We start from the raw sequence: 25395 nt of genomic DNA, 5'->3' as shown, positions 1-25395 counted from the left end.
TGTTGACTTTTCGTAGCACCCGCCGTAATTATTTCGGCATCGAATATCCGGATTGTCTGCGACGTCTTCGTTGAGCCGCCGGGGTGTGAATATATGACCGAATACGTCCGAGTGTCCGAACAGCTGGCGCTGCCTCGCGGCCGGGTCGATCCGATCATGGCCACCGCTCGGCGGCTCGACACATATCCGGTCCATGTCTGCCTCGACGAGAACACCGCGCTCGCGCGCCTGTGCGCCGAGATCGACGGCCGCCGGGTCGCGCTGGTCACCGACGACACCGTGCTCGCGCTGCACGCACGCCGCCTGGCCGAACGCCTGATCGCCGCCGGACTCGACGTGGTCGCCACCTCCTTCCCGGCCGGCGAGGCCAGCAAGAGCCTGCGCACCGCGAGCACGCTGCTCGACTGGCTGGCCGAAACCTCGCTGGTACGCCGGGACATCCTGCTCGCGGTCGGCGGCGGCGTGGTGATGGACACCGTCGGCTGGGTGGCCAGCGCGTACATGCGCGGACTGCCGTACATCAACGTGCCCACCACGCTGCTCGCGCACGTGGACGCGGCCCTGGGCGGCAAGGTGGCCATCGACCACCCGTCCGCGAAGAACCTGATCGGCGCCTTCTACCAACCCCGCGCGGTGGTCTCCAACGTCGGCTATCTGAGCACCCAGGACGATCGTGGACTGCGCGCCGGACTGGCCGAGGCGATCAAGACCGGGATCATCGCCTCGCCCGAGTTGTTCGATCTGATCGAGCACCGGCACGCGGCGATACTGGCCGCCGAGCCCGGGCCCACCGCCGCCCTCGTGCATGCCTCCAGCGTGCTCAAGTGCCGTCTGATCGCCCGCGATCCGTACGAACGCGACCTGTGCCGGCCGCTGAACTTCGGACACACCATCGGACACGCGGTGGAGACCGCGACCGGCTACGGCCCGGTCCTGCACGGCGAGGCGGTCGCGTTCGGGATGGCCTGCGCGGCGCGCATCGCCGAACGCCGAGGGCTGCTCGACCCGGCCCTGCTCGCCCGAATGACCGCACTCCTCGACCGGGTGCGACTGCCCACCACGCTCGCCGCGTTACCCGCGCCGCTCGATCCGGCGACCACCGTCGAGGCGCTGGGGCAGATCCGCAAGATCCGGGACGGCCGGCTGCGCTTCGTGCTGCCCACCGCGCTCGGCGAGACCGTGATCACCGACGACGTCACCGACGAGGAGATCCACGCCGCGCTCGTGGTCTCCACCGGATCCGAGGCCACCCTGGCGCACACCCACGGAGGTACCGATGGCTGAACCCGCCGGGCTGGATGTGTTCGTGGTCGGCGGGGTAGGCGTGGACGTGATCGTACGGGTCCCGGAACTACCGTTACCGATAAGCGACTTCAAGGTGCCGCCGATCCGCAGCTATGTCGCGCACACCGGCAACGGGGTGGCCCTGGGCTGTCGGGCGTTGGGGCTGCGCACCCATCTGGCCGCCGTGCTCGGCGAGGACCCGGAGGCGGACTTCGTGCTCGCGCACTACGCGCGGCACGGCCTGTCCTTCGCACATGCCACCGACCCCGCCGGTACCCCGCGCAGCGTGAACCTGGTCGGCCCCGACGGCGAACGGCTCTCGCTGCACGACAGTCGGCTGCCGAAGGACCTGGTGGTCGACCCCGATCTGTACCGCCCCGCGCTGGCCCGGACCCGGCACGCGCACGTGTCGATCGGCGGCTGGTCGCGGGCCGCCCTCGCGGAGGCGATCGAGGCCGGCGTGTCCACCTCGACCGACCTGCACGGCTGGGATGGGAAGGACCCCGACCGGGCCGACTTCGCCTACGGGGCCGAACTGGTGTTCACCTCCACCAATCGGCTGGGCGACCGGGTCGAGGAGGCCGCGCGGGACCTGCTCGCCCGGGGCCGGGCGAAGATCGTGGTCGCGATGGCGGGCGGTCGGGGCAGCTATCTGGTGGTGCGGGATCGGCCGCTGTGGCACGTTCCGGCGCTGGCCATGCGGGCCGACGAGGTGGTGGACACCAACGGGGCCGGGGACAGCTACGTCTCCGGCTTCCTGTACGCCTACCTCGCCGGCCGCGACTGGGCCGGTTGCGCCGCCGCGGGTACGCATGCGGGGGCACACGCGGTCCGCACGGCCGGTACGCACACGTCGTTCATCACGGCGGAAGAGCTGGATCGTGCGGTGTCCTGACCGGCTCGGCGGGCGGCGTTGCGGATCCGGTGGGCGTCGTGGTGCCGGGCGGGGCCGGGGTCAGGATCCCGCCCGGGGTGACGATGGCATCGCGAACCGTACTGCCGGCGGCGACCGTGGCGCCCGGCAGCACCACCGAGCGCAGTACGGACGCGCCCGGTTCGAGGTGACAGCCCGGGTGCAGCACACTGCCCTCGACCCGCGTCCCCGGTGGTATCCCGGTGCCCAGCAGACTCCCGTCGGCGTACCGGGGGAACCCCTCCCCCAGACCCGCGAGGGTGCGCGGCAGCAGTTCGGCGGGGATCGGGTGCGGCGGGTCGAGCAGCCGCAACTGCTCGTCCCGGTAACGCTCGACGGTCCCGATGTCGGCCCAGTGGTCGGCCACTCGATATGCCGCCACCCGGTCGCCCCTGGCGATCATCGCGGGCAGCACGTCGCGGCTGATGTCGTGTTGCCAACCCGCCTCGCCACGCGCCGCCAGCACCGCCAACACCTCGCGCAGCGCGGCGATCCGAAACACGCAGAACGCGGTGAACACCAGGTCGGAGGTCGGCCGCGCGGGCTTCTCGACCAGGGCTCGGACCCGGCCGTCGGGCTCGGTCTCGACCATGCCGAACAGGTGTACCCAGCGCCGCTCGACGCGCTGTACGCCGATCGTGCAGTCGGCGTCGGCGGCACGATGCGCGGCCAGCATCGGCGCATAGTCGAACACGTAGACGTGGTCCGCGTGTTGGATCAGCAGATCGCGCGCGCCGGGGGCGAACAGGTATTCCGCGTTGGCCAGCAGCGCGTCGGCGGTGCCGCGTTCGGCGGGCCGGGCGGGCAGGATCGCGCCGGGGCCGGATCGGGCCAGGGCGTCGTGCGGGCCGAAGTGCAGCCGGGTGCCCGGGTGTTCGTCCCAGTGCGCGAGCAGGTGCCGGACCAGGTCGGACTCGCGGTGCTGGGAGAGCAGGACCAGCTCGGGCAGGCCGGAACGGATCGCGTTGGCCACGCTGAAGTCGACCAGGCGGCAGCTCGCGGCGTACGGGACGAGCGGTTTGCAGACGGTCTCGGTGAGCGGGCCCATACGCTCGCCCAGGCCGCCCGCGAGCAGGCCGCCACGTACTCCGTCGAGCGTCACCAGGTCCGCCCCGGGGCGACGCCGGCGGGGATCAGCGTGCGCAGCAGCGTCAGCGAATTGGCGATGCCCTGCTCCGTCGGCAGTAAGGCGTCCTCGTGTTCCACGTAGATCACTCCCCGGTAGTCGTCGTCGAGCAGCGCGGCCACGATGGCCGGCCAGGGCAGGGCGCCGGCGCCGAGGGCACGGAACCGGATCGCCGGGCCCGGGCCATAGCGCGACCAGCCCGCGCCGCGCGGCGGTTCGGTGTCGGACCAGCGCTGGAGGTCCTTGGCATGCACGGCGGCCAGTCGCCGGCCCCAGCCGCGGACACAGGCCACCGGGTCGTATCCGACGGCGGCGAGGTTGGCCGGGTCCACGCACAGACGCACCCCGCTCGCGGCGGAGAGCAACGCCCGGGTGCTGGCCGGGTCGTACGCGACCTGCTTGGGGTGCGGCTCGATCACCACGCGTACGCCCAGCGTGTCCGCCAGTTCCAGCACCGGGCGCGCGGCGTGTACCCATGCGTCCACGTTGTCCTGCCAACTCACCTCGCTGCCCGACCAGGACAACCAGCGGGCCAGATCGGGCACGCCCAGCATCAGCCGCACCAGCGGCGCGCCCACCCCGGCGGCGAATCGCACCGTCCCGAGCGCGGCGCGCACCCCGAACGCCCGCTTGGCCTCGGCGCCGCCGACCAACACCGCGTCGGTGTGCGGCCCGTGCGGGCCCAGTACGAGCTGGGTGTCCCGGCTGTTGCTCACACACCCGACCTCGACGCCGGCCGCCGCGCACCGCTCGCGCACGTCGCGCTGATGGCGCGGATCCTCGAGGCGGGCCGCGTCCACGAGCGCGAAGGCGCGGTCGACCGGCAGGTCGACGACGTCCACCCCGACGTCCCGGGCCACCGCCAACGCCCCCGCCGGTCCGAGCGGCGCCAGCGCGGCGAGACAGATCCCGAGCCGAATGGGCGCGGTGGAGGGGGCGGCTCGGTCCGCGGGCGGGACGGGTGGAGCCGGTGGGGTGGGGTTTTGGTGCTCGGCTCCGGTGGGGCTTGTGGTCATCGGCGGTCCCCCTCGTTCGGTTGCGTCTCGCGTCCTCACAGGTGGCGGATGTGTGCCCAACCCTTGGGCGGCGAACCCTCGTTCGCCCGCAGCGCGGCGTACACCGCGTCCACCGGGTCGGCGATCACGGTCGGCGATCGGGCCGCGCCGAGTTCGGTGACCAGGCGCCGGCTCAGCTCGGCCGCGTACGGCGGACAACCGCGGAACACACCGCCGTTGAGCACGACGCGCCACGTGCCGCTCAGGGCCGCCGCGTCCCGGGCCGCGCGGACCCCATCGACCAGATCGTCGAGGCCGGCCCGCACCACCTCGCCGGCGACCGCGTCGCCCGCCTGCCACGCCGCGCACACCTCGGGCGCCAACGCGGCCACCGCGCTCTTGGGAAACGGCTCCGCGGCCAGCCGGCGGGCCAGTTCGCGCGGACCCCGGGCGGCGAACAGCGTGGTCGGCCGCCCGCGCCCGTCCGCGCCGCGTACGGCGGCCCGCAATCCGGCCGCACCGAGCGCGTACGCGCTGCCCTCGTCGCTGCCCAGGTACTCGCAGCCCCCGATCACCACCGGCGGCCCCGCGTCCGGGCCGGCACCCGCCACGCAGGCCGACCCCGTCCCGGCCACCACGACCACCCCACGTCCGGCAGTCGGCGGCGCGAGCAGCAGCGGCGGTACGTCCCCGGAGACCACCAACCGCCCCACCAGGCCCTGTTCGCGCGCCAGCACCGCCAATCGATCGATCTCCGTCGGCGCGGTGTCCATGGTGATCGTGGCGCTCGCGAACCAGCCCAGCGCGGGTGCCCCGGCCAGGTTTGCGGCGATCTCGGCCAGCAGCCGCGCCAGCGTCGCCTCCGCCGCCGCGCCCGCCGACGCGGGATTCACCGACTCCCGGGTGTACCGCGCGCCGCCCACCCTGGCCGTGGTGCGTGTGCCACCGGCGTCGATCGCCCAGTACTCCACCGTCGAAAGCCTCCGCAGTCCGTCGAAATCGCCCCCCGCCGGTCACGCTATCGGTGCGGAAGGCCGGCTCGGGGTAGTGGTGGAGAGATACGGTGGGCGACACTCTCGGTCACCTGTGACGGACGGAGTGTGCATGCGATACGGCGGCGGTGTGCTCGGTCTGCTTGCCCCGGCGACGAGTTGGGGGCTGTTCTGGGGTGGTTGGGCCGCGCTGCTGCCCACCCTCCAGGACGAACTCGGGTTGGACGACGGGAGTCTGGGCCTGGCGCTGTTCGCGGTCCCGGTCGCGGCGGTGCCCGCGATGTTGCTGACCGGGCCGCTCGCGCGCCGGCTCGGCCCGCGTACGTTACCCCTGGTCACCCTCGGGTTCGCGCTCGGCACGCTCGCCGTCGCGATGGCCGGGTCGCGCCGGACGTTCGCCGCGGCACTGTTGCTGATCGGCGCGACCAGCGGGGCGATCGAGGTGGCGCTCAACGCCACCACGGCCGCGCGCGAGGCGCTGACCGGCGAACGGCTGTTCCACCGGGTCCAGGCGGCCACCCCGCTCGCGATGGTCCTGGCCGCCCCGGCGGTCGGTCTCGCACTGCACGCGGGGGTGTCGGCGCGGGCGATCCTGGTGACGATCGCCGTACTGGTCGCGCTGAGCGCGGCGGCGGCGATCGACCGCCGGCGCTGGCAGGAGGAGGCGGCCGCACCACCCGGAACGGAGCGCGCCGAACGGGCGAACGGCCGTCTCCTGATCGCCCTTTCGGCGGTCGGCGCGGTCGGCGGCACGGTGCTGCTGATGGAGAACACCGTCGAGCAGTGGGGCGCGATCCACCTCACCGACAACCTCGACACCGGCCCGTTCCTCGCCTCGTGCGGCCCGGCGGTCTACATGGCGGGCCTGTCCGCCGGCCGCATGCTCGCCCAGTGGCGCGGCGAACGGGTCGGCGACGCCCCGCTGATCGTCGGCGGCGGCGCGCTGGGCGGCCTGGGCCTGGCCCTCGCGGCGGCGGCCTGGTCCACCCCGACCACCCTCGCCGGCTTCGCGCTCGCCGGCGTCGGCCTGGCCCCGGTGTTGCCCACGCTGCTCGCCGCGACCGGGCGCGCGGTCGCCCCGAGCCGGCGCCCGCAGGCGATCTCGCTGGTGACCACCGTGTCCTACGCCGGCTTCCTCGGCGCCCCACCGCTGGTCGGCACGCTGGCCGGCCGGCTGGGCCTGGGTACGGTCCTCGGCATCGTGGCGCTGTGCGGGGTGGTGGTGATGGTGGGCGCGCGGTCGTTGCGGCTGCTGCCCGCCGAGACCGCCCCGGGCACGTCCGACCCGGACGGCGATCCCGATGATCCCGACGATCCGGGCGGCTCCGGCGGCTCCACCGACGGAGACCGTTCCGAAGGTGATCGTTCCGATCCGTCGCACCACCCACGTCCGCCGCACCGGAAGGGGGTCGCCCGATGACCCGGGTCCTGCTGTTCGGATCGGGGTACATAGCCGGCCACGTCGGCGCCCGGTTGACCCGCCTGGGCCACGGCGTCGTGCTCGGTTCGCGGCGCCGCCCCCGCACCCCGGAGACCCGGGGACTGCGCTGGCTTCCGGTGGATGTGGCCGATCCGCGCGAGGTGCGCACGGTGGTCGACGCGGTCCGTCCCGACGCGGTGGTGGCCGCGCACGGGCCCTCGGACATCACCCGGTGCGAGGCCGATCCGGCGGGCGCGGCCGCGGTACACGTCGCCGGGGCCCGACACGTGGTGGCGGCACTGGCCGGGCGGGCCGCGCGGATGGTGCTGATCTCCACGGACAACGTCTTCCCGGGCCACGCGGACAGTTGCGCCGAGTCCGCGCCGACCTCGCCCGCCAACGCCTACGGGCGGGCCAAGCTCGCCGCCGAGGCCGCCTATCTGGCCGGCGGCGACGCGCTCGTGTTGCGGGTCAGCCTGGTGTACGGCTGGGACCGGGCCGGACTGCGGCCGAACTTCTTCACCACGTGCGCCGAACGGCTCGGCGCGGGCGCGCCCGTGGCGGTGCCGGACGAGCACTGGAACACCCCGGTGCTGATCGACGACGTCGCGGCCTGGACGGCCGCGCTGCTCGACTCGCCGCACACGGGCGTGGTGCATCTGGGCGGGCCGCGGCGGTTGTCCCGGGTGCAGTGGGCCCGGCACATCGCGGCGGTGCACGGCGTGGACCCGGCGCTGGTGACCGCCGTACCGCAGCGGGACACCGGGTACGCCTGCCGGCCGCGCAACGCGTGTCTGCACAGCGAACGCGCCATGCACCTGCCCGAATTACGCGGCCTGGACCCGGTCGACGTGTTCGCGGCCGACGCGGCGCTGATCGCGGCCGCGGTCGGGCCGACGGGCTTGATCGGGCCCTCCGGATCCCCCGGTTCCACCGCCGACCCGAACACCCTCGCGCCGCGCGCCCCCCTCGACGCCTCGGCCGCCCTCGACGCCTCAGCCGCTCTCGACGCTTCAGCCGCTCTCGACGCCTCAGCCGCTCTCGGAAGGGACCAGCCCTGATGGACCGTCATCTGTTCCTGGCCAGCAAGCGTGCCGCAGTCAGCTTCGCCCCCGATCCGGTGACCGGCGCGCTGCGTCCCTGGCTCGCGCCCGGTGGCACCGGCAACGTGGTCGCCGAGCAGGCGGGTGTGCTCGACGTGACCTGGATCGCCAGCGCGGACACCGACGACGATCATCGGGCGGCCCGGGAGAATCCGAACGGTCTGAATCTGCGCCTGCGTTCGGGCCGCGACATCCGGGTCCGACTGCTGCGGCACGACCGGGAGACCTTCGACGTCGTGCAGAACTTCATGACCGCGCAGTTGATGTGGGCCGCGAACAACTACGGCTGGGACCGGTGGACCACGCCGACCTTCGGCGCCGAGACCTATACCGCCCTGGAACGATTCACCGAGTTCACCGAGGACTTCGCCGGCGCTCTGCTCGCCGACTCGGCCGACGTCGCCGATCCGGTGTACCTGGTGCACGACTACCAACTCGTCGGCGTACCGGCCCGGTTGCGCGCGGTGCGGGCGAACGCGCCGATCCTGCTGTTCGTGCACATCCCCTGGCCCTCGCCCGACTACTGGCGGATCCTGCCCCGGGCGCTGCGGGTGGGCCTGCTCGAAGGCATGTTGCCGGCGACCACGATCGGCTTCTTCGCCGAGCGGTGGTGCCGCAACTTCCTGGACTGCGTGGCGGATCTGATACCCGACGCCGACGTGGACCGCAACGCCGGCGTCATCCGGTGGCGCGGCCGGCGCACGGGGGTGCGCACCATGCCGCTCGGCTACAGCCCGCGCGCGCTCGACGCGGATCATCCGCGCCTGCCGGCGGGGATCGCGGAGTGGGTGGGCGACGCGCCTCTGGTGGTGCACAGCGGCCGGACCGACCCGATGAAGAACGCCGAACGCGCCGTCCGGGCCTTCGTGACCGCCCATCGCCGCGAGCCCGCGGTGCGGTCCTCCCGGATGCTGGTCCGGATGAATCCGAACCGGCTCTACGTCGAGGCGAACGCCGACTACGTCCGGCGCGTGGAGTACACGATCGCCGAGGCGAACGCCGAACTGGGCCCGGACACCGTGCGGTTGCACTGCGACAACGAGGTGGAGCACACCATCGGCTGCTTCCGCCGGGCCGACGCGCTGATCTTCAACTCGACGGTGGACGGCCAGAATCTGAGCACCTTCGAGGCCCCGCTGGTCAACGAGCGCGACGCGGACGTGATCCTGTCCGAGATGTGCGGCGCGGCGGAGATCCTGGCCCCGGTGTGCCGCACGATCAACCCGTTCGACCTGGTCGAGCAGGCCGACGCGCTGATCGGCGCGCTGACCGCGTCCCCCGCCGAACGGGCGGCCGCGGCCGAGCGGCGGCGCAAGGTGGCCGAGCCGTGGACCCTCGAAGCCTGGGTCCGCACCCAGTTGGAGCGGCTCGACGCGGACCACCGCGATGACTGAGTCGGCCGAGGAGCGCGCCGCCGCGACCGCCCGGGTCGCGCAATACCGGCTGGGCGAGGCGGAGTTGGTGCGCGGCGAGGGCATCCGCTCGTGGGACGCGAGCGGCCGGGAATACCTGGACTGCGTGTCCGGGACGTTCAATCTGATCCTCGGCCACCACCATCCCGAGGTGATGGCCGCCGTCCGGGCGCAGACCGAGGAACTGGTCTTCGCCTCCTCGTCGTTTCGCACCGAGTCCACCGACCGCCTGATGCGCGACCTGGCCGCGCTGGCCCCGGCCGGTCTGACCCGGGTGAACCTGCGCAGCAGCGGCGGCTCGACCGCCAACGAGGGCGCGATCCGAATCGCCCAGCACCACACCGGCCGGCGCGACGTGATCGTGCCGTTCCGGGGCCATGTCGGCCAGACCATCGCGGCCGCCGCGTACAACGGCAGCAGTCGGATGCGGGCGCCCTTCCACATGCCGCCGCTCGGCGCGGTACACGTGCCCGACGCCTACTGCTTCCGCTGCTTCTATCGGCAGACCCCCGACACGTGCGGCATGTTGTGCGTGAGCCGGATCGAGGACTTCATCACATACGCCAGTTCGGGCAGCGTGGCGTGTGTCCTGATCGAGCCGATCAGCGGAATGGGCGGCAACATCGTGCCTCCGCCGGACTACTTTCCGGCCCTGCGGGCCCTGTGCGACGAGCACGGGATCGTGTTGATCTTCGACGAGATCCAGACCGCGTTCGGCCGCACGGGGCAGATGTTCGCGGCCGATCTGTTCGGCGTGGTGCCGCACATGATGACCGTCTCGAAGGGGCTGACCGGCAGCGGACTGCCGCTCGCGGCGATCCTGACCGAGGAGCGAATGGCCGACTGGGACCGCTCGCTGCACGGCTTCACCTACGGCGGCCACAACCTGGCCGCCGCGGCGGCGGTCAAGACACTGGAGATCGTCCGGCGTCCGGGTTTCCTGGAGAACGTACGCCGGACCGGCACGATCCTGACCGAACGGCTGTGCGCTCTGCGACGCGATCACGCGATGCTCGGCGACGTACGCGGGCCCGGGTTGATGCTCGGCCTCGAACTGGTGCGCCCGGACGGCGGCAAGGCCCCGGAACTCGCCCACGCGTTCCAGCGCGCGCTGCACGCACGGGGTGTACTGACCCGGGTCTCCGAGCACGGGCTGGGCAATGTCATCGAACTGCGTCCGCCGCTGATCCTGACCCCCGCGGAGGCGCATCTGATCGCCGACCGGTTCGGCGAGGCGCTGGCGGTGGTGGCCGCCGAAGCGGTCGGGCGGACCACACCCGCGCCCCGCGTCGGCATCGCTCGCCCGGATCGGGCGGGATGAGGGTCGAGTTGGGCCCACACGGTCCGCATCTGCGGCTCGGCCGACCACACCCGCCGGCGGGCGAACACCGGGTGCGGATCCGGATCGAGTTGGCCGGTCTGTGCCGCTCCGACCTCAAGGAGGTGGCCCGCGAGCGGCACGGTCCCAGTCAGTTCGGCCACGAACTGGTCGGCGTGGTCGCCGAGTCCACCCTGCCCGAGGCGCTGCCGGTCGGTGCGCGGGTGGGCCTCGACCCCAATGTGCCACTCGCGCGCACCAGCGGTTTCGGGACCGAGATGTACGCGGCCGGCCCGGCCGACCGGCTGACCGCCGCGCTGCCCCGAATCCCGGCCGAACTCTCGAACCGGCAGGCGGTCTTCGCCGAACCGCTGGCCTGCGCCGAGCACTGCGTCGCGGCCCTGGTCGGGCACACCGGCATCCCCCTGCTCGGTCGGCGCGTGGTGGTGTTCGGCGCGGGCGCGGCCGGTCTGTGGATCGCCCGCCTCGCCGAACTCGCGGGCGCCGACGTCACGTTGGCCAATCGCAGCGCCGATCGCACCGAATTCCTGCGGGCGCGCGGCTTCGAGGTGCGGCCGAGTGTGGGGCTGCCGTCGTCGGCCTTCGCGCTCGCCGTGATCGCCACCAGCTTCGTGCGTCCGGAGATTCTGGCCGAGGCCCTGCGCACGCTGGTCCCCGACGGTCTGGCCCTGCTCTACGGCGGCACCGCCCCGGGCGATCGACTCCCGGACCTGGCCTGCGATCTGGACCGGGTCCGGCGCCGCGAGCAGGCGGTGCGCACCACCTGGGCGGGTCGGCCGGTCACCGTGGCCGGCAGCTACGGCACCGGCCGCGCCGACTTCGCCGCCGCGCTGGCGGTATTGCCGAAGCTGCCCGTCGAGCGCCTGGTGACCGCCGAGATCACCCTCGCCGAACTCCCGGCCGTACTGCGCGAACAGGTGAGTGGTCGGCCGCTGGGCAAGACGCTGATCCGACCACGAGCCGCGACCGCTCCCGCGCACGCGCCGTAGGATCCGGGACATGACGATCTCTCTGGGTGATTCCGCCCGCAAGCTCCTCGACGCGGCGCACCCGGCCGTACTGGCCACCGTGAACCGGGACGGCAGCCCGCAGACCTCCGTGGTGTGGGTCGGTCGCGACGGCGACGACGTCCTCGTCTCCACCCAGGCCGGCCGGCTCAAGGACCGCAACCTGCGCCGCGAACCGCGCGCGAGCCTGACCATCTACGACCCCGCCGACTCCGAGGTCTACGTCGAGATACGCGGCACCACCACGATCACCGAGGACGTCGGCCGCCGGCTCGCGGTCGAGTTGGCCGAGAAATACGAGGGCCCGGGCGCCGGCGACGAATACCTGAACCTCCCGCCGGAGTCGGTGCGCGTGGTCGTGCGCCTGACCCCGACCCGGATCACCGGCACCGCGACCGACTGAGCACCGCTCAACGCTCCCGCGCGGGCCGGCGGGCCGGCGGTCCCGGTGCCGGTGGCCGCGGTCGCGGCATGGCACACCAAGGTGACCCGTGTACTCATATCCGCGTACTCACCCCGGTCCGCCCGGTTCAAGACTTGCACAAGTCTGGCCTCCGGAGCCCCGCGCCCGTTGACCCGCTCGCGCGGCGACACCTAGATTCCGATCGACCTCGCGTCGCGACGAGGAAGCCGGTGAGACCCCGGCACGGACGCGCCACTGTGATCGAGTCGTCGACCCGCGCAAAGCGGGGTCGCGGCGGCCGTGAGTCAGACCCTCCCGCGACGCACCCCGCACACGGGCGCGTTGCCCCGAAGGAGGATTCCGTGGCTCAGGCTGCCGTTCCCCGCCCCGCCGCCACACCGATCGCGATCCCGGTCCGGGCGATCGTGCCCTGGGCCGCGTTCGCCGGGGCGTTCCTGCTGTTCCTGATCTACTTCGTCGCCTCCGAGCAGGGCGCGGTCGCGCTCTTCTCGGGTACCGGTGTGCACGAGTTCGTGCACGACGGGCGCCACCTGCTCGGCTTCCCCTGCCACTGACGGCCGCGCGATCGTGCGGCCGCACGGTCGCGCCGTGAGGCATGTTCGGCGCGGCCCTCGGTCGAGGGCCGCCGCACAGGGAGTCGACATCACGCATGGTGCGAAATCTGTTGATCCGCGGCATGCTCACCGGCGTTCTCGCCGGGGCACTGGCGTGGGTGTTCGCGTGGGTCTTCGGCGAGCCGCAGATCCGCGACGCGATCGCGTTCGAGGAGCACGGGCACGAGGCCGGCGCGGCCGGCGATCATCCCGAGGAGGAGGTCGTCGGTCGGGGCGTGCAGAGCACGATCGGCATGCTGACCGGGATCGGTGTGTACGGCATCGCGATCGGCGGCCTGTTCGCGCTGGTCTTCGCGTTCGCGTACGGCCGGATCGGCCCGTTCCGGCCCAGGGCCACCGCCGGATTGTTGGCGCTGCTCGGCTTCGCGGCGGTGATCGTGGTGCCGCTCCTGAAGTATCCGGCGAACCCGCCGGCGGTCGGCGACGCGGACACCATCGGGCGGCGTACCGCACTGTACTTCGGCATGCTCGCGCTGTCCGTGCTGTTCGCGGCGGCGGCGGTGATCCTGGCCCGGCGGCTGACCGACCGGCTCGGGGCCTGGAACGCCGTCCCGCTCGCGGTGGCCGGCTTCCTCGTCGCGGTGGGCATCACCATGCGGGCGATGCCGACGGTGAACGAGGTGCCGGCCGCGTTCTCGGCCACGGTGCTCTGGCGTTTCCGGGTGGCCTCGCTCGGCGTGCACGCCATCATCTGGACCACGTTCGGCCTGGTCTTCGGCCTGTTCGCGGAACGCGTCCTGCGGCCCGCGGCCGACCCCAGGCCCGAACCCCGAGTCCCGGCCGCCGCCGGTTGACCGGGCCGGTCCACACGGTGTCGCGGCCGCCCCCGGCCGTGACCCCGATCGCCGGTCGGGCCGTCCAGGGCCCGACCGGCGATGCGTCGGACGGGACCGGCCCCGCCGGAGGACGCAACCGCCGGCCGGGCGGTCCACGACTTCGGTCCACAAAACCCAACCCGGCCGGCGCTTGAGGCCACCTCGGCCAAAGGCCGGCCCACCCCGCCCGGCCAGGCGCATGCGGCCGAGGACCGGCGGAACCGGCCCCGCCCCAGGGCCCGCAAGCACCGGCCGGGCCGTCGATGGCTTCGGTCCGCAAATCCAGCCCGGCCGGCGTTTGAGGCCACCTCGGCCGAAGGCCGGGTCGGCCCGGCCGGCCGGGCGCGTGCGGCCGAGGGCCGGCGGGGCCGGTGCCGCCCGGGCAAACTCCCGGTAATCCACGCGCGTCGCGCCCGCCGCCTCCGTACGCTGCGAGACCATGCGCAAGATCGTCGTCGTCGGCGTCGGCGGAACCGGCAGGCCCGAGTTGGCCGACGCCCTGGGTACCCGACTCGACCTCCCCGTCACCCACCTGGACACCCTGTACCACCACGAGGATCGAACCACCGCTTCGGCCGAGGAGTTCGCCGACGCGCAGCGCGCGCTGGTCGCCCGGCCCGGGTGGATCGTGGTCGGCAACTACGCCTCCACACTGCCGATCCGGCTGCGGGCGGCGGATACCGTGGTCTTCCTCGACATCCATCCGCCGGCAGCGATCACCGCGATACTGGCCCGCCGCCGGCACCCCGAGGCGGGCGATCACGACCGGCTCGACCCGAGCGTGCTGCGCTCCGTCCTGGCCTACCGGCACTCGGTCCGCCCCCGGGTGCGCCGACTGCTCGCCGCCCACTCCGCGCCGGACGTCCCGGTACACACCTTCACCACCCGTCGCGCCGCCGACCGCTGGCTCGCCGGCCTGCCGACGAGCGGCTGAGCGGCGACGGGCGGGAGTGCGGTCAGCGGCTGTCGCGCTGGTCCAGGCCCGACCCCGGCGCTATCTCCGGCGCGTCGAGCAGCGAGGACTCGACGCCGCCGACGCCCCAGCCGTACGCGAGCTTGTGCACCTCCAGCACGAAGAAGGAGTCGGTGGAGAGCACCCCGTCGATCATCAGCAGGCGCCGGTTGAGCAGGTCGGTGAAGTGGTCGGTGTCCCGGCAGATCACCTCGACCATCACGTCGTACTGTCCGGCGACCATCACCACGTACGACGTCTCGGGCAACTCGCGCAGCTCCCGGCACACTTCCCGGGCGCTGCCGGGCCGCACCCGCATGCCGATCATCGCGAGCCGGTCGAACCCGATGGTGAGCGGGTTGGCGATGCCGACGATCTGGAGCGTCCCGCTCTCCTCCAGGCGCTGCACCCGGTAGCGCACCGAGGACGCCGGGATGCCCAGGTCCTCGGCGATCTGCTTGTACGCACGCCGGCCATCGGCCTGGAGGATGGCGATGATGCGCCGGTCGATGTCGTCCAAGGGGCCTGCAGGGGTCATGCGGCTGCTCCGGGTCTGCTGCGGCGCCGGGTTCGGCGCGTGTGCCTGGTCCTGATCTCCGGCGGCCATCTTCCCCTGTTCCTCCCGGCCTTCGGGCCCGGCACCCGGGTGGTTCACGAGTCGAAGCCCAGTCCGAGTCGATCCAGCGAGCGCAGCCACAGGTTGCGGCCACCGTGCGCGTCCTCGCGGGCCATCGACCAGCGGGTGGCCTGGATGCCGATCCAGCGCGCGGGCTCGGGCGGGAACGGGATCGGCTTGCGCTTGATCATGGTGAGTTCGGTACGTTCCGACCGGGTGCCGGCGAGCAGGTCCAGCATCACCTCGGCGCCGAACCGGGTGGCCCCGACGCCGAGTCCGGTGAAGCCGAGCGCGTAGCCGACGCGGCCGGCCGCGGCGGTGCCGGCGAACATGCAGAACCGGGTGGTCGAGTCGATCACGCCGCCCCACGCGTGCGAGAAGGCCACGTCGGCGAGCGGCGGAAAGGTCGCGGCGAACTGCTCGGCGAGGATGTCGAACGTCTCCGGGCGCTGGGTCAGCGCCTCGTCGACCCTGCTGCCGAACGGGTAGATGGCGTCGTAACCGCCCCACAGGATGCGGTTGTCGGCGGTCTTGCGCAGATAGTGGAACTGGTTGCCCGCGTCGGTGACGCCGTGCTCGCCGGTCCAGCCGATCGCGGCGAGCTGTTCGTCCGTCAGCGGCTCGGTGGTGAGCGCGTAGTCGTACACCGGGACCATGCTCAGGCCGAGCCGGCGCAGCAGCGGCGGGTAGATGTTGGTGGCGAGCGCGACCCGACGCGCGGCGACGAGCCCGTAGGCGGTGCTCAGCCGGACCGCGTCGGCGGGCTTGGTGTCGATCGAGGTGACCTCGGTACGCTCGACGATCCGCACCCCGGCGTCCAGGCAGGCTCGGCGCAGCCCCCAGACCAGGCGCGCGGGATCCAGGAGCGCGTAGTCGGGCTGCCACACGCCCGCCGCCCACAGCGGCGAGTCGACGTAGGCCCGCAGCGCGTCCCCTTCCAGGTATTCGGCCTTCTCCCCGTAGCGTTGGGCAACCCCCACCGACGCCCGCAGGGACTCGGCCTGCCAGGGGGTGGCGGCAACGGCGACCTTGCCGAAACGGCCGAACCCACAGTCGATCCCATGCACGTCCAAGTCACGCTCGAAATCGTCGAGATTGCGCGCACCCAGGCGCTGCAACGTATCGATCTCATCCGGCCACCGCTGCAGCCCATTGGCCAGCCCGTGGGTGAGACTCGGCGAGCAGAACCCCCCGTTGCGCCCACTGGCGGCATGCCCACAGGTGCCCTGCTCCAGCACCAGCACATCCCGCCCGGGATCCCGCTGCTTGGCGATCAACGCGGTCCAAAGCCCGGTATACCCGCCACCAACCACGGCCAGATCGACCCGAACATCCCCCACCAGCCGCGCCAACGGCTCGGGACGCTCGATCCGATCCAACCAAAACGGCTCCTGGGCAGCATTACGCAAGGCAATGCGGTGACTCGGGGTCATGCGGTTCCCTACGGGGTAGTGACCGGTATTCGTAAAGGCAAGCCAAACTTCGGCCTCAAACGCCGGCCGGGCTGGATTTCGCGAACCAAGCCGCCGACAGCCGGCCGGCGTTTGAAGCCAAACAGCCCGGCCGGCGCTTGAGGCCACCTCGGCCGAAGGCCGGGTCACACTCGGCCCGGCCGGCGCATGAGGCCAAGCAGCCCGGCCGGCGTTTGAGGCCGAAAGCCCGGCCGGCGAGGCCAACGGCGGCTACAGGTTGATCACGCCCGTGCGAAGGTCGGACATGTCCAGGAGCGTGTGCTTGCCCCCGATCCGCCCCCACCCCGTACCCCGATTCCCGGCCCCGCCGAACGGCATGTTCACGTCCCAGAAACACGTGCTGTCGTTCACCACGACCTGCCCCACCGCCATCTCCTCCACAAACCGATACGCCGCCCGCATGCTCCGCGTGAACACCGCCCCCTGAAGCCCCAACTTGTCGTCGTTGGCCAGCCGCAGCGCATCGTCCTCGTCCACCGCCGTGATGATCGGCACCACCGGCCCGAACGACTCCTCCCGCGACAGCAGACTGTCCACGGGAACCTCGTCCACCACGGTGAACTCGTAGTACAGGTCGGTCGGCATCCCCACCCGGCGCTTGCCGCCCAAAAGCACCTTCGCACCCCGCTCGTGCGCGTCCGCGATGTGCCGATCCATCTTCGCGGCGACACCCTCGTTGTTCAGCGACCCCAAATTCGTGGCGGCGTCGAACGGGTCACCGAGCACCACGTCCTCGGCAGCTTGCAACACCGCCGCCACGAACGCGTCGTGTACCGCGTCGACCACGATCACCCGCTCGGTGGCGCAGCAGACCTGCCCGGCGCACAGGTACGCGCCGTACACCGCGGCCTTGGCCGCGGCGGCCAGGTCGGCGTCCTCCAGCACGACCAGCGGCCCGTTGCCGGAGCACTCCATGATCGAGCGCTTGAGCCCGGCGGCGGCCTGGATCTTGGCGCCGGTCGCGGAGGACCCGATGAAGCCGATCGCGTCGATGCCGTCGTGCCGTACGAGCGCGTCGCCCGTGGCGCCCTCGCCCGGGAGGATGTTGATCAGACCCTCGGGCACCCCGGCGGCGACGAACGCCTCCATCGCCTTGAGCACCGTCAGCGGCGTGTTGGCCGGCGGCTTGACCACGTGCGCGTTGCCCGTGGCCAGCCCCGGGGCGACGAACTCGGCGAGCATGAGCAGCGGGAAGTTCCAGGGGGTGATGATGCCCCAGGTGCCGACCGGCGCGTAGAAGGTCCACATGCGCTTCGTGCCGTCGGTGGAGGGCATCGTCTCGCCGTGCAGCCGGACCGCGTCCTCGGCGTGCAGGTGGAAGAGTTGTGCCGCCTCCTCGATGTCGGCGACCGACTCGGCGAGCGGCTTGCCCTGCTCCAGGGTCTGGAGGCGGGCCAGCTCGTCGACCCGCTTGGTGATCTCGTCGCCGATGCGGTGACACAGCTCCGCGCGCTGCCAGACGTTGACCCTGGCCCACGCGCGCTGCGCGGTGTTGGCGGCGGCGACGGCCCGGTCCAGGTCGGCGGCGGTGGGCACCGGGACGGTGGCCACGTGCTCGCCGGTGACCGGGCTGATCACGTCGTAGCCCTCGGTGCCGGAGCCGTCGACGTAGGCGCCGTTGATGAAGAACTGGTGGCGGGCGGGGCCGTTGCTGCTCATGCGGGGGGATCCCTCTCTGTCCTCGGGCGGCGTGTGTTCAGACTTCATCAGCAACTTTGACCTGTCAATAGATCTCGATGAGCAACTTTGACAGCTCTCATTTGTCGAACGAACAAAGAAGAACCCTTGACGTGGTTGAAAACCCGGATCTATAACAGGGCCATCAGCAGGGCCACCGGCAGGGCCGACGACGGCGCCGACAGCAGCGCGTCCGGAGCCCGCGACCCCCTCCCCCAAGCGGCCGTCCCCCGGGAACCTCCACCGGCCGCTCCCACCCCGCGAAGGGGAAACGTATGTCCGCAGCACCCCACCCGGCCGCCCCCGGCTCGACCGGTACCGCCGCCGAGACCGTGGCCGGCCCGCCCGCGCTCGCCAAGAAGATGCGCTGGTACGACGGCTTCGCGATGTCCTTGACCATGCCCGCCGCGCTGATCGCCTCGCTGGGCGCCTCGATCGGCGGCCTCGGCGCGTGGGGCGCGATCGCCCTGTGGGCCGGTTCGATGCTCCTGGCCACGATCGCCAACTGGATCTACACCGAGTTGGCCGCGATGTTCCCCGAGTCGTCCGGCGGCATCGCGCACTACGCGACCGAGGGTTGGAAGAAGCGCGCGCCGTTCGTCGGCCCGCTGGCCAGCATCGGCTACTGGTTCCCCTGGACCACCGCGCTGTCCGTGTACGCGGGCATCATCGGCTCGCTGGTCCAGGCCCAGTGGTTCCAGGGCCAGGACTGGAACCTGGACCTGGGCTTCGCCGAGCTGACCTTCCCGATCGTGGTCGGCATCGCGGTGATCGTGCTGCTCTTCGGCGCGGCCATGTTCGGCCTGCACGTCGCGATGTGGGTCGTCTACGTCACCGGCGGCATGCTGCTCGTCCCGCTCGTGGTGTTCATCGTGCTGCCGTTCGCCAGTGGCGACTGGAGCGCGGGCAACCTGCACTGGAACCTGCACGGCGCGGCCGGCATCCGCGAATCGTTGGTGTGGCTGTACGTGATGGCCTGGACGTCGTTCGGCGTCGAGGTCTGCGCGACCTTCGCGCCGGAGTACAAGGACACGGTCAAGGACACCTCGCGGGCGCTGCGCGCGGGTGTGCTGTTCTCGCTCGGCGTGTTCATCCTGCTGCCGCTGGCGCTGGCCGGCTATGTCGGCGAGGAGAAGATCGGGCTCGACCCGACCACCTTCTACGTCGGCGCGTTCAACGACCTGGTGGGCGGCGCGGCCGACCTGATGGTGGTCTTCCTGATCGCCTCGCTGCTGCTGATCATGATCACCGGCCTGGCCGACGGTTCGCGCGTGCTCTACAACATGGGCAAGGAGGGCACCACGATCAAGCAGGTCGGCGTGCTCAACCGGCGCGGCGTGCCGGCGCGGGCGCTGATGATCGCCCTCGTGGTCAACGTGGTCATCCTGATCGCGCTCAAGACCCCGCTCGCGATCATCGTGACCGGCAACCTGGGCTACATCCTCACCCACGTGCTGGCCATCTCGGGCTTCGCGATGTTGCGCCGGGACCGCCCGGACCTGGCCCGGCCGATCCGGCTGCCGAACTTCTTCGTGCCGCTGGCCTGGCTGCTCGCCGCGTTCCTGGCCGTGGTGTTGGTGGTCGGCGCGACCGGCTTCTCCATCACCGGATACGGCGGTTTCAAGGAACTGGGCATCGCCTGCGGCGTGTTGGTCGTCGGCGTGGCCCTGTGGCTGTACCGCACAAGGGTCCAGGACCCCCGCGACGCGGCACGTGTGGACACGGGCGAACGGTAGATCCGCAAGGCGTTGCCGGGCACGGGGCCATCGCGCACGTCGCGGTGGCCCCGTGCCGTCGTCGCGGGTGACTACGAGCCGGTGTGCGGTTTCTGCTTCGCGGCTCGGTTGGTTTGCTTTTTCGCACGGTTGCCGCAGGTGTTCATCGAGCACCAACGGCGGGTGCCCGGGCGGGATTCGTCCAGGAAGAGTGCGCCGCAGAGCGGGCCGGCGCAGGCCCTGACCCGGGTGATCGCGGCGGAGTCGACCAGATCGATCGCGTCGCGGGCGACCAGCGACATGGTGGCGGCGACCGGGTCCGGCGCACTCCAGCGCACCCGGCCCCACGCGTCCACCGCCGGGATCGGTGTCGGGGCGGCGGCGGCGCGGTTGACCCGCTCACGGGCCGGGGATCGCCAGGCGGCCGGCCCCTCGCCCCCGCGGGCCACCACGATCAGTTCGTGGACGGCCTCGCGTAACTGCCGGGCGTCGGCGACCGATACGGCGGCGAAGGGGGCGACGGCGACGAGCCCGCCGCCCGGGCCGAACTGCCGCACCCACGCGAACAGGGCCTCCGCGTCCGGTAGTTCCTCGTTCTCCCGCGATGTGCCCCGGCCGCTGAGCGTGCGGATGAAGTCCAGGGTGAGCCTGCCCGCTCCGTGGCGGAATCGACGGGGGTCGGCGGCGGATCGCGGCATACCCGCCAGCGTACTCGCGAACCGGTTTGACCGGTATGGCCTGGAACGAGGGCGCGGGGTGCCGCGACCGGCTATTCGGGGGCCGCCGCGATCCGGTCGCGCAGTTCCAGATAGCGGCCGCGGCGATCCGGGCGGGCGTGCGCGGCGGCCTTGCGCAGCGCGGGCAGGACCGCGACGCCGATCCGGGCCAGGCCCTCGCCGGCGGCTTCGCGGATCACCGGGTCGGCGTCCGCGAACAGGGTGATCAGGGACGGTACGGCCGGCTGCCAACCGGCGTGCGACAACGTGCGGATCGCGCCCCGGACGACGTCGCGTCGCGGGTCGTCGAGCAACTGTTGGGTATGTCGCAGGTATTCGGCGCGGTCGAGCACGCGTCGCGAGATCCGGTGTGCGTGCAGGCGCACACGCGGGTGCGCATGACCAAGCAACTCGACCACCAGGGCGTGTACTTCCGGATCGGCGCCGTGTTCGTCGGCCAGCCGGGACATGGCCCGTCGGGCCTGCTCGGGCGCGTGTGCCCGGACCGTGGCGATCAGTTCGTCGCGGGTGGGGCGCTCGGCGCCGGGCGGCACGGTCCGGGCGCGCAGGGACACCAGGGCGAGGCCGTTGCGATCGGGGCCGGGTGCGCGGAGTACGCCGCCGACGAGGGTCAATCGGTCGGCGAGTGCCTTGCGTCCCTCTACGCGCAGCCGACGTACGGTCTCGGTCAGTTCCGGGGTGCGCCGCATGGTGCGGTCGAGCAGCAGGTCGAGGCAGCCCGGGGCGCCGGCGTCCAGGCGGGTCCGGAGGGCTTCGGCGAGGACGTCGGCGGACATGGCGCGGCCGGCGGTGAGTACCGCGGCCCGGGCCGTGGGTGTGCCGTGCTCCCACCACGAGACGAGGTGCGGGGCGGCGCGTTCCAGGTGCTCCGGGTCCATGATCGCGCACAGCCGCGCGGCTCGGGCGCGGGAGGGGTCGGCGTCCGGGCGGGCGAACACGCCTGCGGGGTCGGGGTCGTCGGCGAGGTCGAGCAGGGTGGGGGCGAGGGGGCGCAGGAGGTGCGCGGGCAGGTCGACGGCGCCGCGCAGGTGGGCGTCCAGGACGACGCGTCGGGTGGCCGGTTCGGCCCAGTCGCACAGGATCTCGGCGGCGGCCCTGCGGCGGCGCGGGTCGGCGGCGGCGAGCAGGGCCACCAGGCGCTCCCGCTGCGGGGTAGAGCGTGGTTGGTCGAGGTCTTCCGCGCGCGGGAGACGGGCAGCGGGACGGGTGCGGTCGAACCGCCGCGCTCGGGCGGCCCGTTCGGCCGACACCCACGGCGGCGCATCGATCGGCTGGAGTTCGCTCAGCCAGTCGAGCAGGGGCACGCGGGTGTCGGGCTCGGCACTCGGGAACACGTCGATCAGGGCGACGATCCGGGCCCGGGAGTCCGGCTCGGCTGCGGCCTCGCCCTCGGCGCCGCATCCGGCTCCGGCCCCGACCTCGGTCGCGGCCCGGAACGCGGCGAGGGTCCGCGGCGAGCGCACGGCGTCGTCGAGCCCGGACCGCCAGGCGTCCGGCAGCGCGACCCGCTCGGGGTCCTCGGCCTCGGAGCCCGAGGCATCGCCCCGCCCCTCCGGCCGGAACGCCTCGCCGAGCACCGCGACTTCGGCCTCCCAGGGGTTCGGCCCCGAACGCGCCCCGACCAGTGCGCGCTCCACGTCCTCGCGGGTGCGAACGGCTCCGCAACAGCGCAGCACGGCCAGTGGGGTCGGGCCCGCGAAGAGCGGGTCCGGCAATGCGCGGATCCGGCGGGCGAGATCGAACGCGGCGATCTCGGCCAACGTGCTCGCGACCGCCTCCAGGATCGCGCCGACTCCGTCCACTGTGCCGAACTCGGCCGCGAGCACGTCGTACGCGTCGGCGAACGCGGCCCGCTCGGCGTCCGACCACGGCGCGGGACAGGCCGCCACCACGAACCGCAACACCGCCGCCCGATCGGCCGGCCGCCACCGCGCCAGGACGAGCAGCTGCGGCAACGCCTCCCGCAGAGCGCCGTGTTGCTCCGGCGTCGACGCCTGCGGCCCGCGCCGAACCAACCGCAGTACGGCCGGCACGTCGTGGTCGGGGCGAGTCCGGCGGGTCATGGTGAGCAGATCGGCCCGGAGTTCCCGGTCCTCCTCCGACGCCTCGGCCGCCGGCTTCGGCACCGCGATGCCGTGGGCCGCGAACTCCTCGGCCAGGTCCGGGATCCCGCCGTCGCGCACGGTGAAGTCCCCCCGCGCCAGCCCGGCGAGCAGCGGCTCCGCGACCACCGATCCCCGACGAACCAGCGCCGCCACCGCACGGGTGGACCACTCCCGGTCCAGGGCCCGGATCAGCAGCGCACGCTCCCGCGCGTTGGTCGCCCGCTCCGCCGCCGCCAGGACCCGCGCCCGGTACGCCGGTCCGAGCACTTCCCCGAGCGCCGCCGTCAACGATTCGCGCAGGCCCGGGTTGTCGTGCCGCCCGAGCCACCCCAGCAGCACGGGAATCCGCCTCGGCGTGCCGGCGTCGATCAGCGCCTCCGCCGCCGTCTTCCTGACGTTCATCACCGGGTGCCCCAGGCACGCCGCGATCGCCTCCCCCGCCCACCGGGCCCGCATCCGGCCCAGCGCCCGCAGGGCCTGACGCACGGTCCGGGGATCCGGGGAGGTGGTGAGCGCGATCAGGCTCGCGGACAACGAACGGGCCGCGTCCGGGTCCCGGGCGATCAGCGAGATGGCGTGCTTCCGCACGTCCGGGTCGCGGTGCCGGATCAGGTGGTGGATACGGTCCTTGACGCCGGGCTCCGACCGGCGCGTACCGAACCCGGTCGCCTCGTGGCCCCGGGACAGGAGTTCGAGCAGGACGGCCAGTTCGGCGTCGGTGACACCCTCGCGGTCGATCAGGTCCAGGGTGATGTCGCAGAGGAGTTCGGCGCGCGCCGCCTTCGGGTCGCTCGCGCCGAGCAGACACACCGGGCGCAACACGCGGCGCCGGTACAGGCGTTCGCCGAGCGCGCCGATCGCCTCGACCACCTCGTCCGGCACCACCGGCTCGGCGGCCTCCTCACCGCGGTTCGCCACCAGGTCGCTCACCACCCGCAGCAGCAGGTCGGCCAGCGCCGGGATGGTGCGCGCGTCGCCGTTGCGGGCGATCCGGCACAGTGCGGCGACCGGACGGTCCGCGTCGATATCCGCGGTGAGCAGGGCGAGTTCGTCCGGATCCGGCATCCCGAGGTCGACCGCGATCCGCTCGGGCAGTGCGCGCCGGTCGAGCCGGGCCCGCAACTCCCGGCGCCGGTGCGGGTCGTCGGTCAGGTGCCACAACACCTCCAGCGCGAGGTCGGTCACCCCGCGCAGATGCGGCACCACCACGCCACCTTGGTCGGCCACCCCCAGCCCCTCGCGCAACACCGCGACGGTACGCGGCCCGCCGATCGCCTCCAAAGCGCGCAACGCGGCCCTGGGCGCCCGGGGCAAAGCGGCCAACACGCCCTCCTCCGCGCCCGTGTACCGCAACGCACGAAGCGCGGCCAATACGGGCTCCGGCCGGCCGACGCCGGCCAACCGAGCGGCCAACACCTCGCCCACCGGCAGATCGGGGGCACCCTGCGCGGACAGCGCGGACAGCAGTTCCACGCATCGCGGCCAGTCGGGGTGGTCGTCCGCGACCGAGATCAGCACGCGCAGCGCCTCGTGCCGCACCGTGTACAGCACGATCGCCACGTCGACCGCGGCGACGCGGTGGTCGGCGAGCGCCATGGCGATCACGGCGGGTACATCCTCGTCCCGGACGAAGTGCCCGCGCCGATGCATCGCCCCCAGGCAGGCCACGATCGACTCGGCGAACAACAGCGGGTCCGCCTCGGCGATCACCAACAACGCGCCCACATCGCCCCGTTCGGCGACATCCCCGATCGCGGCGAGGGCCCGCTGCCGCTGCCGCCCCGGCAGCCCGGGATCCGCGGCCACCTCGCGCAGCAGCCCGATCGTCCCGAACCGCGCCGCGACCTCCACCGCGTCCGGAAACTCCGGCAGCAGTCGGCGCAACGCCCGCTCCATCCCGGCCGGGATCTCCTCGGCGGCCCACGGCGCGGCCAACTCCGCCAACGCCCCCGCCACCACCTCGGTACCGGCGGCCGGATCCAACAACTCGACCAACCGGGCGCGGGCCTGCCCCGGCCCGATCAACGCATCGGCCAACGCCCGCCGAACCACCCGCAACGCCGCCGCGCGCAACACCGAATCCGGCCGCGCCGACAACCCGTCCAGCAGGGCCCCGACGTCGTCCACCGCACCGGCGTCGATCCCCTCGACCGCCCGGTACAACTCCTCCCCCGCCGGCTCGGCCCGCAGCGTCGCCTCGGGCCGGGCCACGATCTCCGCCCGGAGCCAGGCGATCCGCACCGGAGCCGGCCACCCCGCGGCGCGCCATTGCGGGACGGGGACACGCAACCGCGCGTACACCTGGGCCGACACCAAGGCCGCCTCGGGCGATCCGGCCGACACATGCGGCAGCAGAGCGGCCGCCTCGCGATCCGCACCACCCCCGGGCCGCCCCACCCGTTCCCGCAGCAACACCACGCCGAGGTATCGCAGCGTCGGATCCTCGTGCGCGACCAGACCCCGAAGCACCGGGATCGGGCACGGCACCCCGTCGAAGTACGCCGAGAGCCACGCGACGTCGGCCCGCGCCACGGCATGCGACACGGCGCCCTGCTCCGAGATCGTCATCGCTCGATCCTAGGCAGGCCCCGCAGCACGCGACGAACGGGTTTTCCCACCCACCCCGATGCTTGCCGTCGACACACCGGGCCGGCTAGGTTCGCCGTCCGACCGCCGA

20 protein-coding genes and 1 riboswitch are annotated in these 25395 nt (G+C 72.8%); of the genes, 12 read left to right on the top strand and 8 right to left on the bottom strand.

The window, feature by feature from the left end:
• Positions 1–93 precede the first annotated feature (93 nt).
• Positions 94–1284, top strand: coding sequence for a 3-dehydroquinate synthase (gene aroB, locus ACFRCG_RS20430; RefSeq protein ID WP_380033346.1), 1191 nt, complete (start codon positions 94–96; stop codon positions 1282–1284).
• Entirely contained in the window at positions 1277–2179 is a 903-nt protein-coding gene (locus ACFRCG_RS20425) for a carbohydrate kinase family protein (protein WP_380033344.1), read from the top strand. The genes aroB and ACFRCG_RS20425 overlap by 8 nt, the downstream gene beginning before the upstream one ends.
• On the opposite strand, the gene ACFRCG_RS20420 is transcribed toward ACFRCG_RS20425, so the two are convergent.
• The 3 genes from ACFRCG_RS20420 to ACFRCG_RS20410 are packed head-to-tail and all read right to left on the bottom strand — an operon-like array spanning position 2145 to position 5289.
• A complete protein-coding gene (locus ACFRCG_RS20420) occupies positions 2145–3299 on the bottom strand; it encodes a sugar phosphate nucleotidyltransferase (RefSeq protein WP_380033342.1) in 1155 nt (384 codons plus the stop codon). The two genes, ACFRCG_RS20425 and ACFRCG_RS20420, sit on opposite strands and share 35 nt — an antisense overlap.
• Positions 3296–4339: a sugar phosphate isomerase/epimerase family protein gene (locus ACFRCG_RS20415; RefSeq protein ID WP_380033340.1), complete on the bottom strand. Its 1044-nt coding sequence runs from the start codon at positions 4337–4339 to the stop codon at positions 3296–3298. The genes ACFRCG_RS20420 and ACFRCG_RS20415 overlap by 4 nt, the downstream gene beginning before the upstream one ends.
• 35 nt (positions 4340–4374) lie before the next feature.
• On the bottom strand, positions 4375–5289 hold the full coding sequence (locus tag ACFRCG_RS20410) for a BadF/BadG/BcrA/BcrD ATPase family protein (protein ID WP_380033338.1): 915 nt from the start codon (positions 5287–5289) through the stop codon (positions 4375–4377).
• A 133-nt stretch (positions 5290–5422) separates the two neighbouring features.
• On the opposite strand from ACFRCG_RS20410, the gene ACFRCG_RS20405 reads away from it, so the two are divergent.
• The 9 genes from ACFRCG_RS20405 to ACFRCG_RS20365 all read left to right on the top strand — a co-directional run bounded on the left by ACFRCG_RS20405 (position 5423) and on the right by ACFRCG_RS20365 (position 14378).
• The gene (locus ACFRCG_RS20405; RefSeq protein WP_380033337.1) at positions 5423–6730 is read left to right on the top strand and encodes an MFS transporter; all 1308 of its coding nucleotides are present in this window, start codon (positions 5423–5425) and stop codon (positions 6728–6730) included.
• The gene (locus ACFRCG_RS20400) at positions 6727–7791 is read left to right on the top strand and encodes an SDR family oxidoreductase (RefSeq protein WP_380033335.1); all 1065 of its coding nucleotides are present in this window, start codon (positions 6727–6729) and stop codon (positions 7789–7791) included. Before ACFRCG_RS20405 ends, ACFRCG_RS20400 begins: the two co-directional genes overlap by 4 nt.
• Positions 7791–9227 (top strand): trehalose-6-phosphate synthase, encoded by a 1437-nt coding sequence (locus ACFRCG_RS20395; RefSeq protein WP_380033333.1) that lies wholly within the window; start codon positions 7791–7793, stop codon positions 9225–9227. The genes ACFRCG_RS20400 and ACFRCG_RS20395 overlap by 1 nt, the downstream gene beginning before the upstream one ends.
• Positions 9220–10566, top strand: coding sequence for an aspartate aminotransferase family protein (locus tag ACFRCG_RS20390; protein ID WP_380033332.1), 1347 nt, complete (start codon positions 9220–9222; stop codon positions 10564–10566). The genes ACFRCG_RS20395 and ACFRCG_RS20390 overlap by 8 nt, the downstream gene beginning before the upstream one ends.
• Entirely contained in the window at positions 10563–11573 is a 1011-nt protein-coding gene (locus ACFRCG_RS20385) for an alcohol dehydrogenase catalytic domain-containing protein (protein WP_380033330.1), read from the top strand. The genes ACFRCG_RS20390 and ACFRCG_RS20385 overlap by 4 nt, the downstream gene beginning before the upstream one ends.
• A gap of 10 nt (positions 11574–11583) precedes the next feature.
• Positions 11584–11994 carry a PPOX class F420-dependent oxidoreductase gene (locus tag ACFRCG_RS20380; RefSeq protein WP_380001168.1) on the top strand — a complete coding sequence of 137 codons (411 nt, stop codon included), beginning with the start codon at positions 11584–11586 and terminating at the stop codon, positions 11992–11994.
• Positions 11995–12216: 222 nt separating this feature from the next.
• Positions 12217–12305, top strand: a riboswitch (cobalamin riboswitch).
• 51 nt (positions 12306–12356) lie between these two features.
• A complete protein-coding gene (locus ACFRCG_RS20375) occupies positions 12357–12569 on the top strand; it encodes a CbtB-domain containing protein (protein WP_126643036.1) in 213 nt (70 codons plus the stop codon).
• Between the two features lie 95 nt (positions 12570–12664).
• Entirely contained in the window at positions 12665–13423 is a 759-nt protein-coding gene (locus ACFRCG_RS20370) for a CbtA family protein (RefSeq protein ID WP_380033327.1), read from the top strand.
• A 460-nt stretch (positions 13424–13883) separates the two neighbouring features.
• Positions 13884–14378, top strand: a complete 495-nt coding sequence (locus ACFRCG_RS20365; RefSeq protein WP_380033325.1) for a topology modulation protein — start codon at positions 13884–13886, stop codon at positions 14376–14378.
• A 22-nt stretch (positions 14379–14400) separates the two neighbouring features.
• On the opposite strand, the gene ACFRCG_RS20360 is transcribed toward ACFRCG_RS20365, so the two are convergent.
• From ACFRCG_RS20360 to ACFRCG_RS20350, 3 genes are all read right to left on the bottom strand, one after another.
• On the bottom strand, positions 14401–15003 hold the full coding sequence (locus ACFRCG_RS20360; RefSeq protein ID WP_380009886.1) for an Lrp/AsnC family transcriptional regulator: 603 nt from the start codon (positions 15001–15003) through the stop codon (positions 14401–14403).
• 44 nt (positions 15004–15047) lie between these two features.
• Positions 15048–16445 (bottom strand): NAD(P)/FAD-dependent oxidoreductase, encoded by a 1398-nt coding sequence (locus tag ACFRCG_RS20355; protein ID WP_380033323.1) that lies wholly within the window; start codon positions 16443–16445, stop codon positions 15048–15050.
• A gap of 249 nt (positions 16446–16694) precedes the next feature.
• A complete protein-coding gene (locus ACFRCG_RS20350) occupies positions 16695–18143 on the bottom strand; it encodes an aldehyde dehydrogenase family protein (protein ID WP_380033321.1) in 1449 nt (482 codons plus the stop codon).
• A gap of 293 nt (positions 18144–18436) precedes the next feature.
• On the opposite strand from ACFRCG_RS20350, the gene ACFRCG_RS20345 reads away from it, so the two are divergent.
• Positions 18437–19897: an APC family permease gene (locus ACFRCG_RS20345; protein ID WP_380033320.1), complete on the top strand. Its 1461-nt coding sequence runs from the start codon at positions 18437–18439 to the stop codon at positions 19895–19897.
• Positions 19898–19968: 71 nt separating this feature from the next.
• Here ACFRCG_RS20345 and ACFRCG_RS20340 read toward each other — a convergent pair whose 3' ends face one another.
• Positions 19969–20574, bottom strand: a complete 606-nt coding sequence (locus ACFRCG_RS20340) for a CGNR zinc finger domain-containing protein (protein WP_380033318.1) — start codon at positions 20572–20574, stop codon at positions 19969–19971.
• 71 nt (positions 20575–20645) lie between these two features.
• Entirely contained in the window at positions 20646–25286 is a 4641-nt protein-coding gene (locus tag ACFRCG_RS20335; RefSeq protein WP_380033316.1) for a HEAT repeat domain-containing protein, read from the bottom strand.
• Positions 25287–25395 lie beyond the last annotated feature (109 nt).

This window comes from Embleya sp. NPDC056575, from assembly GCF_042793325.1.
In the GTDB taxonomy this organism is placed as follows: domain Bacteria; phylum Actinomycetota; class Actinomycetes; order Streptomycetales; family Streptomycetaceae; genus Embleya.
Note: the sequence above shows the minus strand (reverse complement) of the source record. Positions and strands in the feature narration are given on the sequence as shown.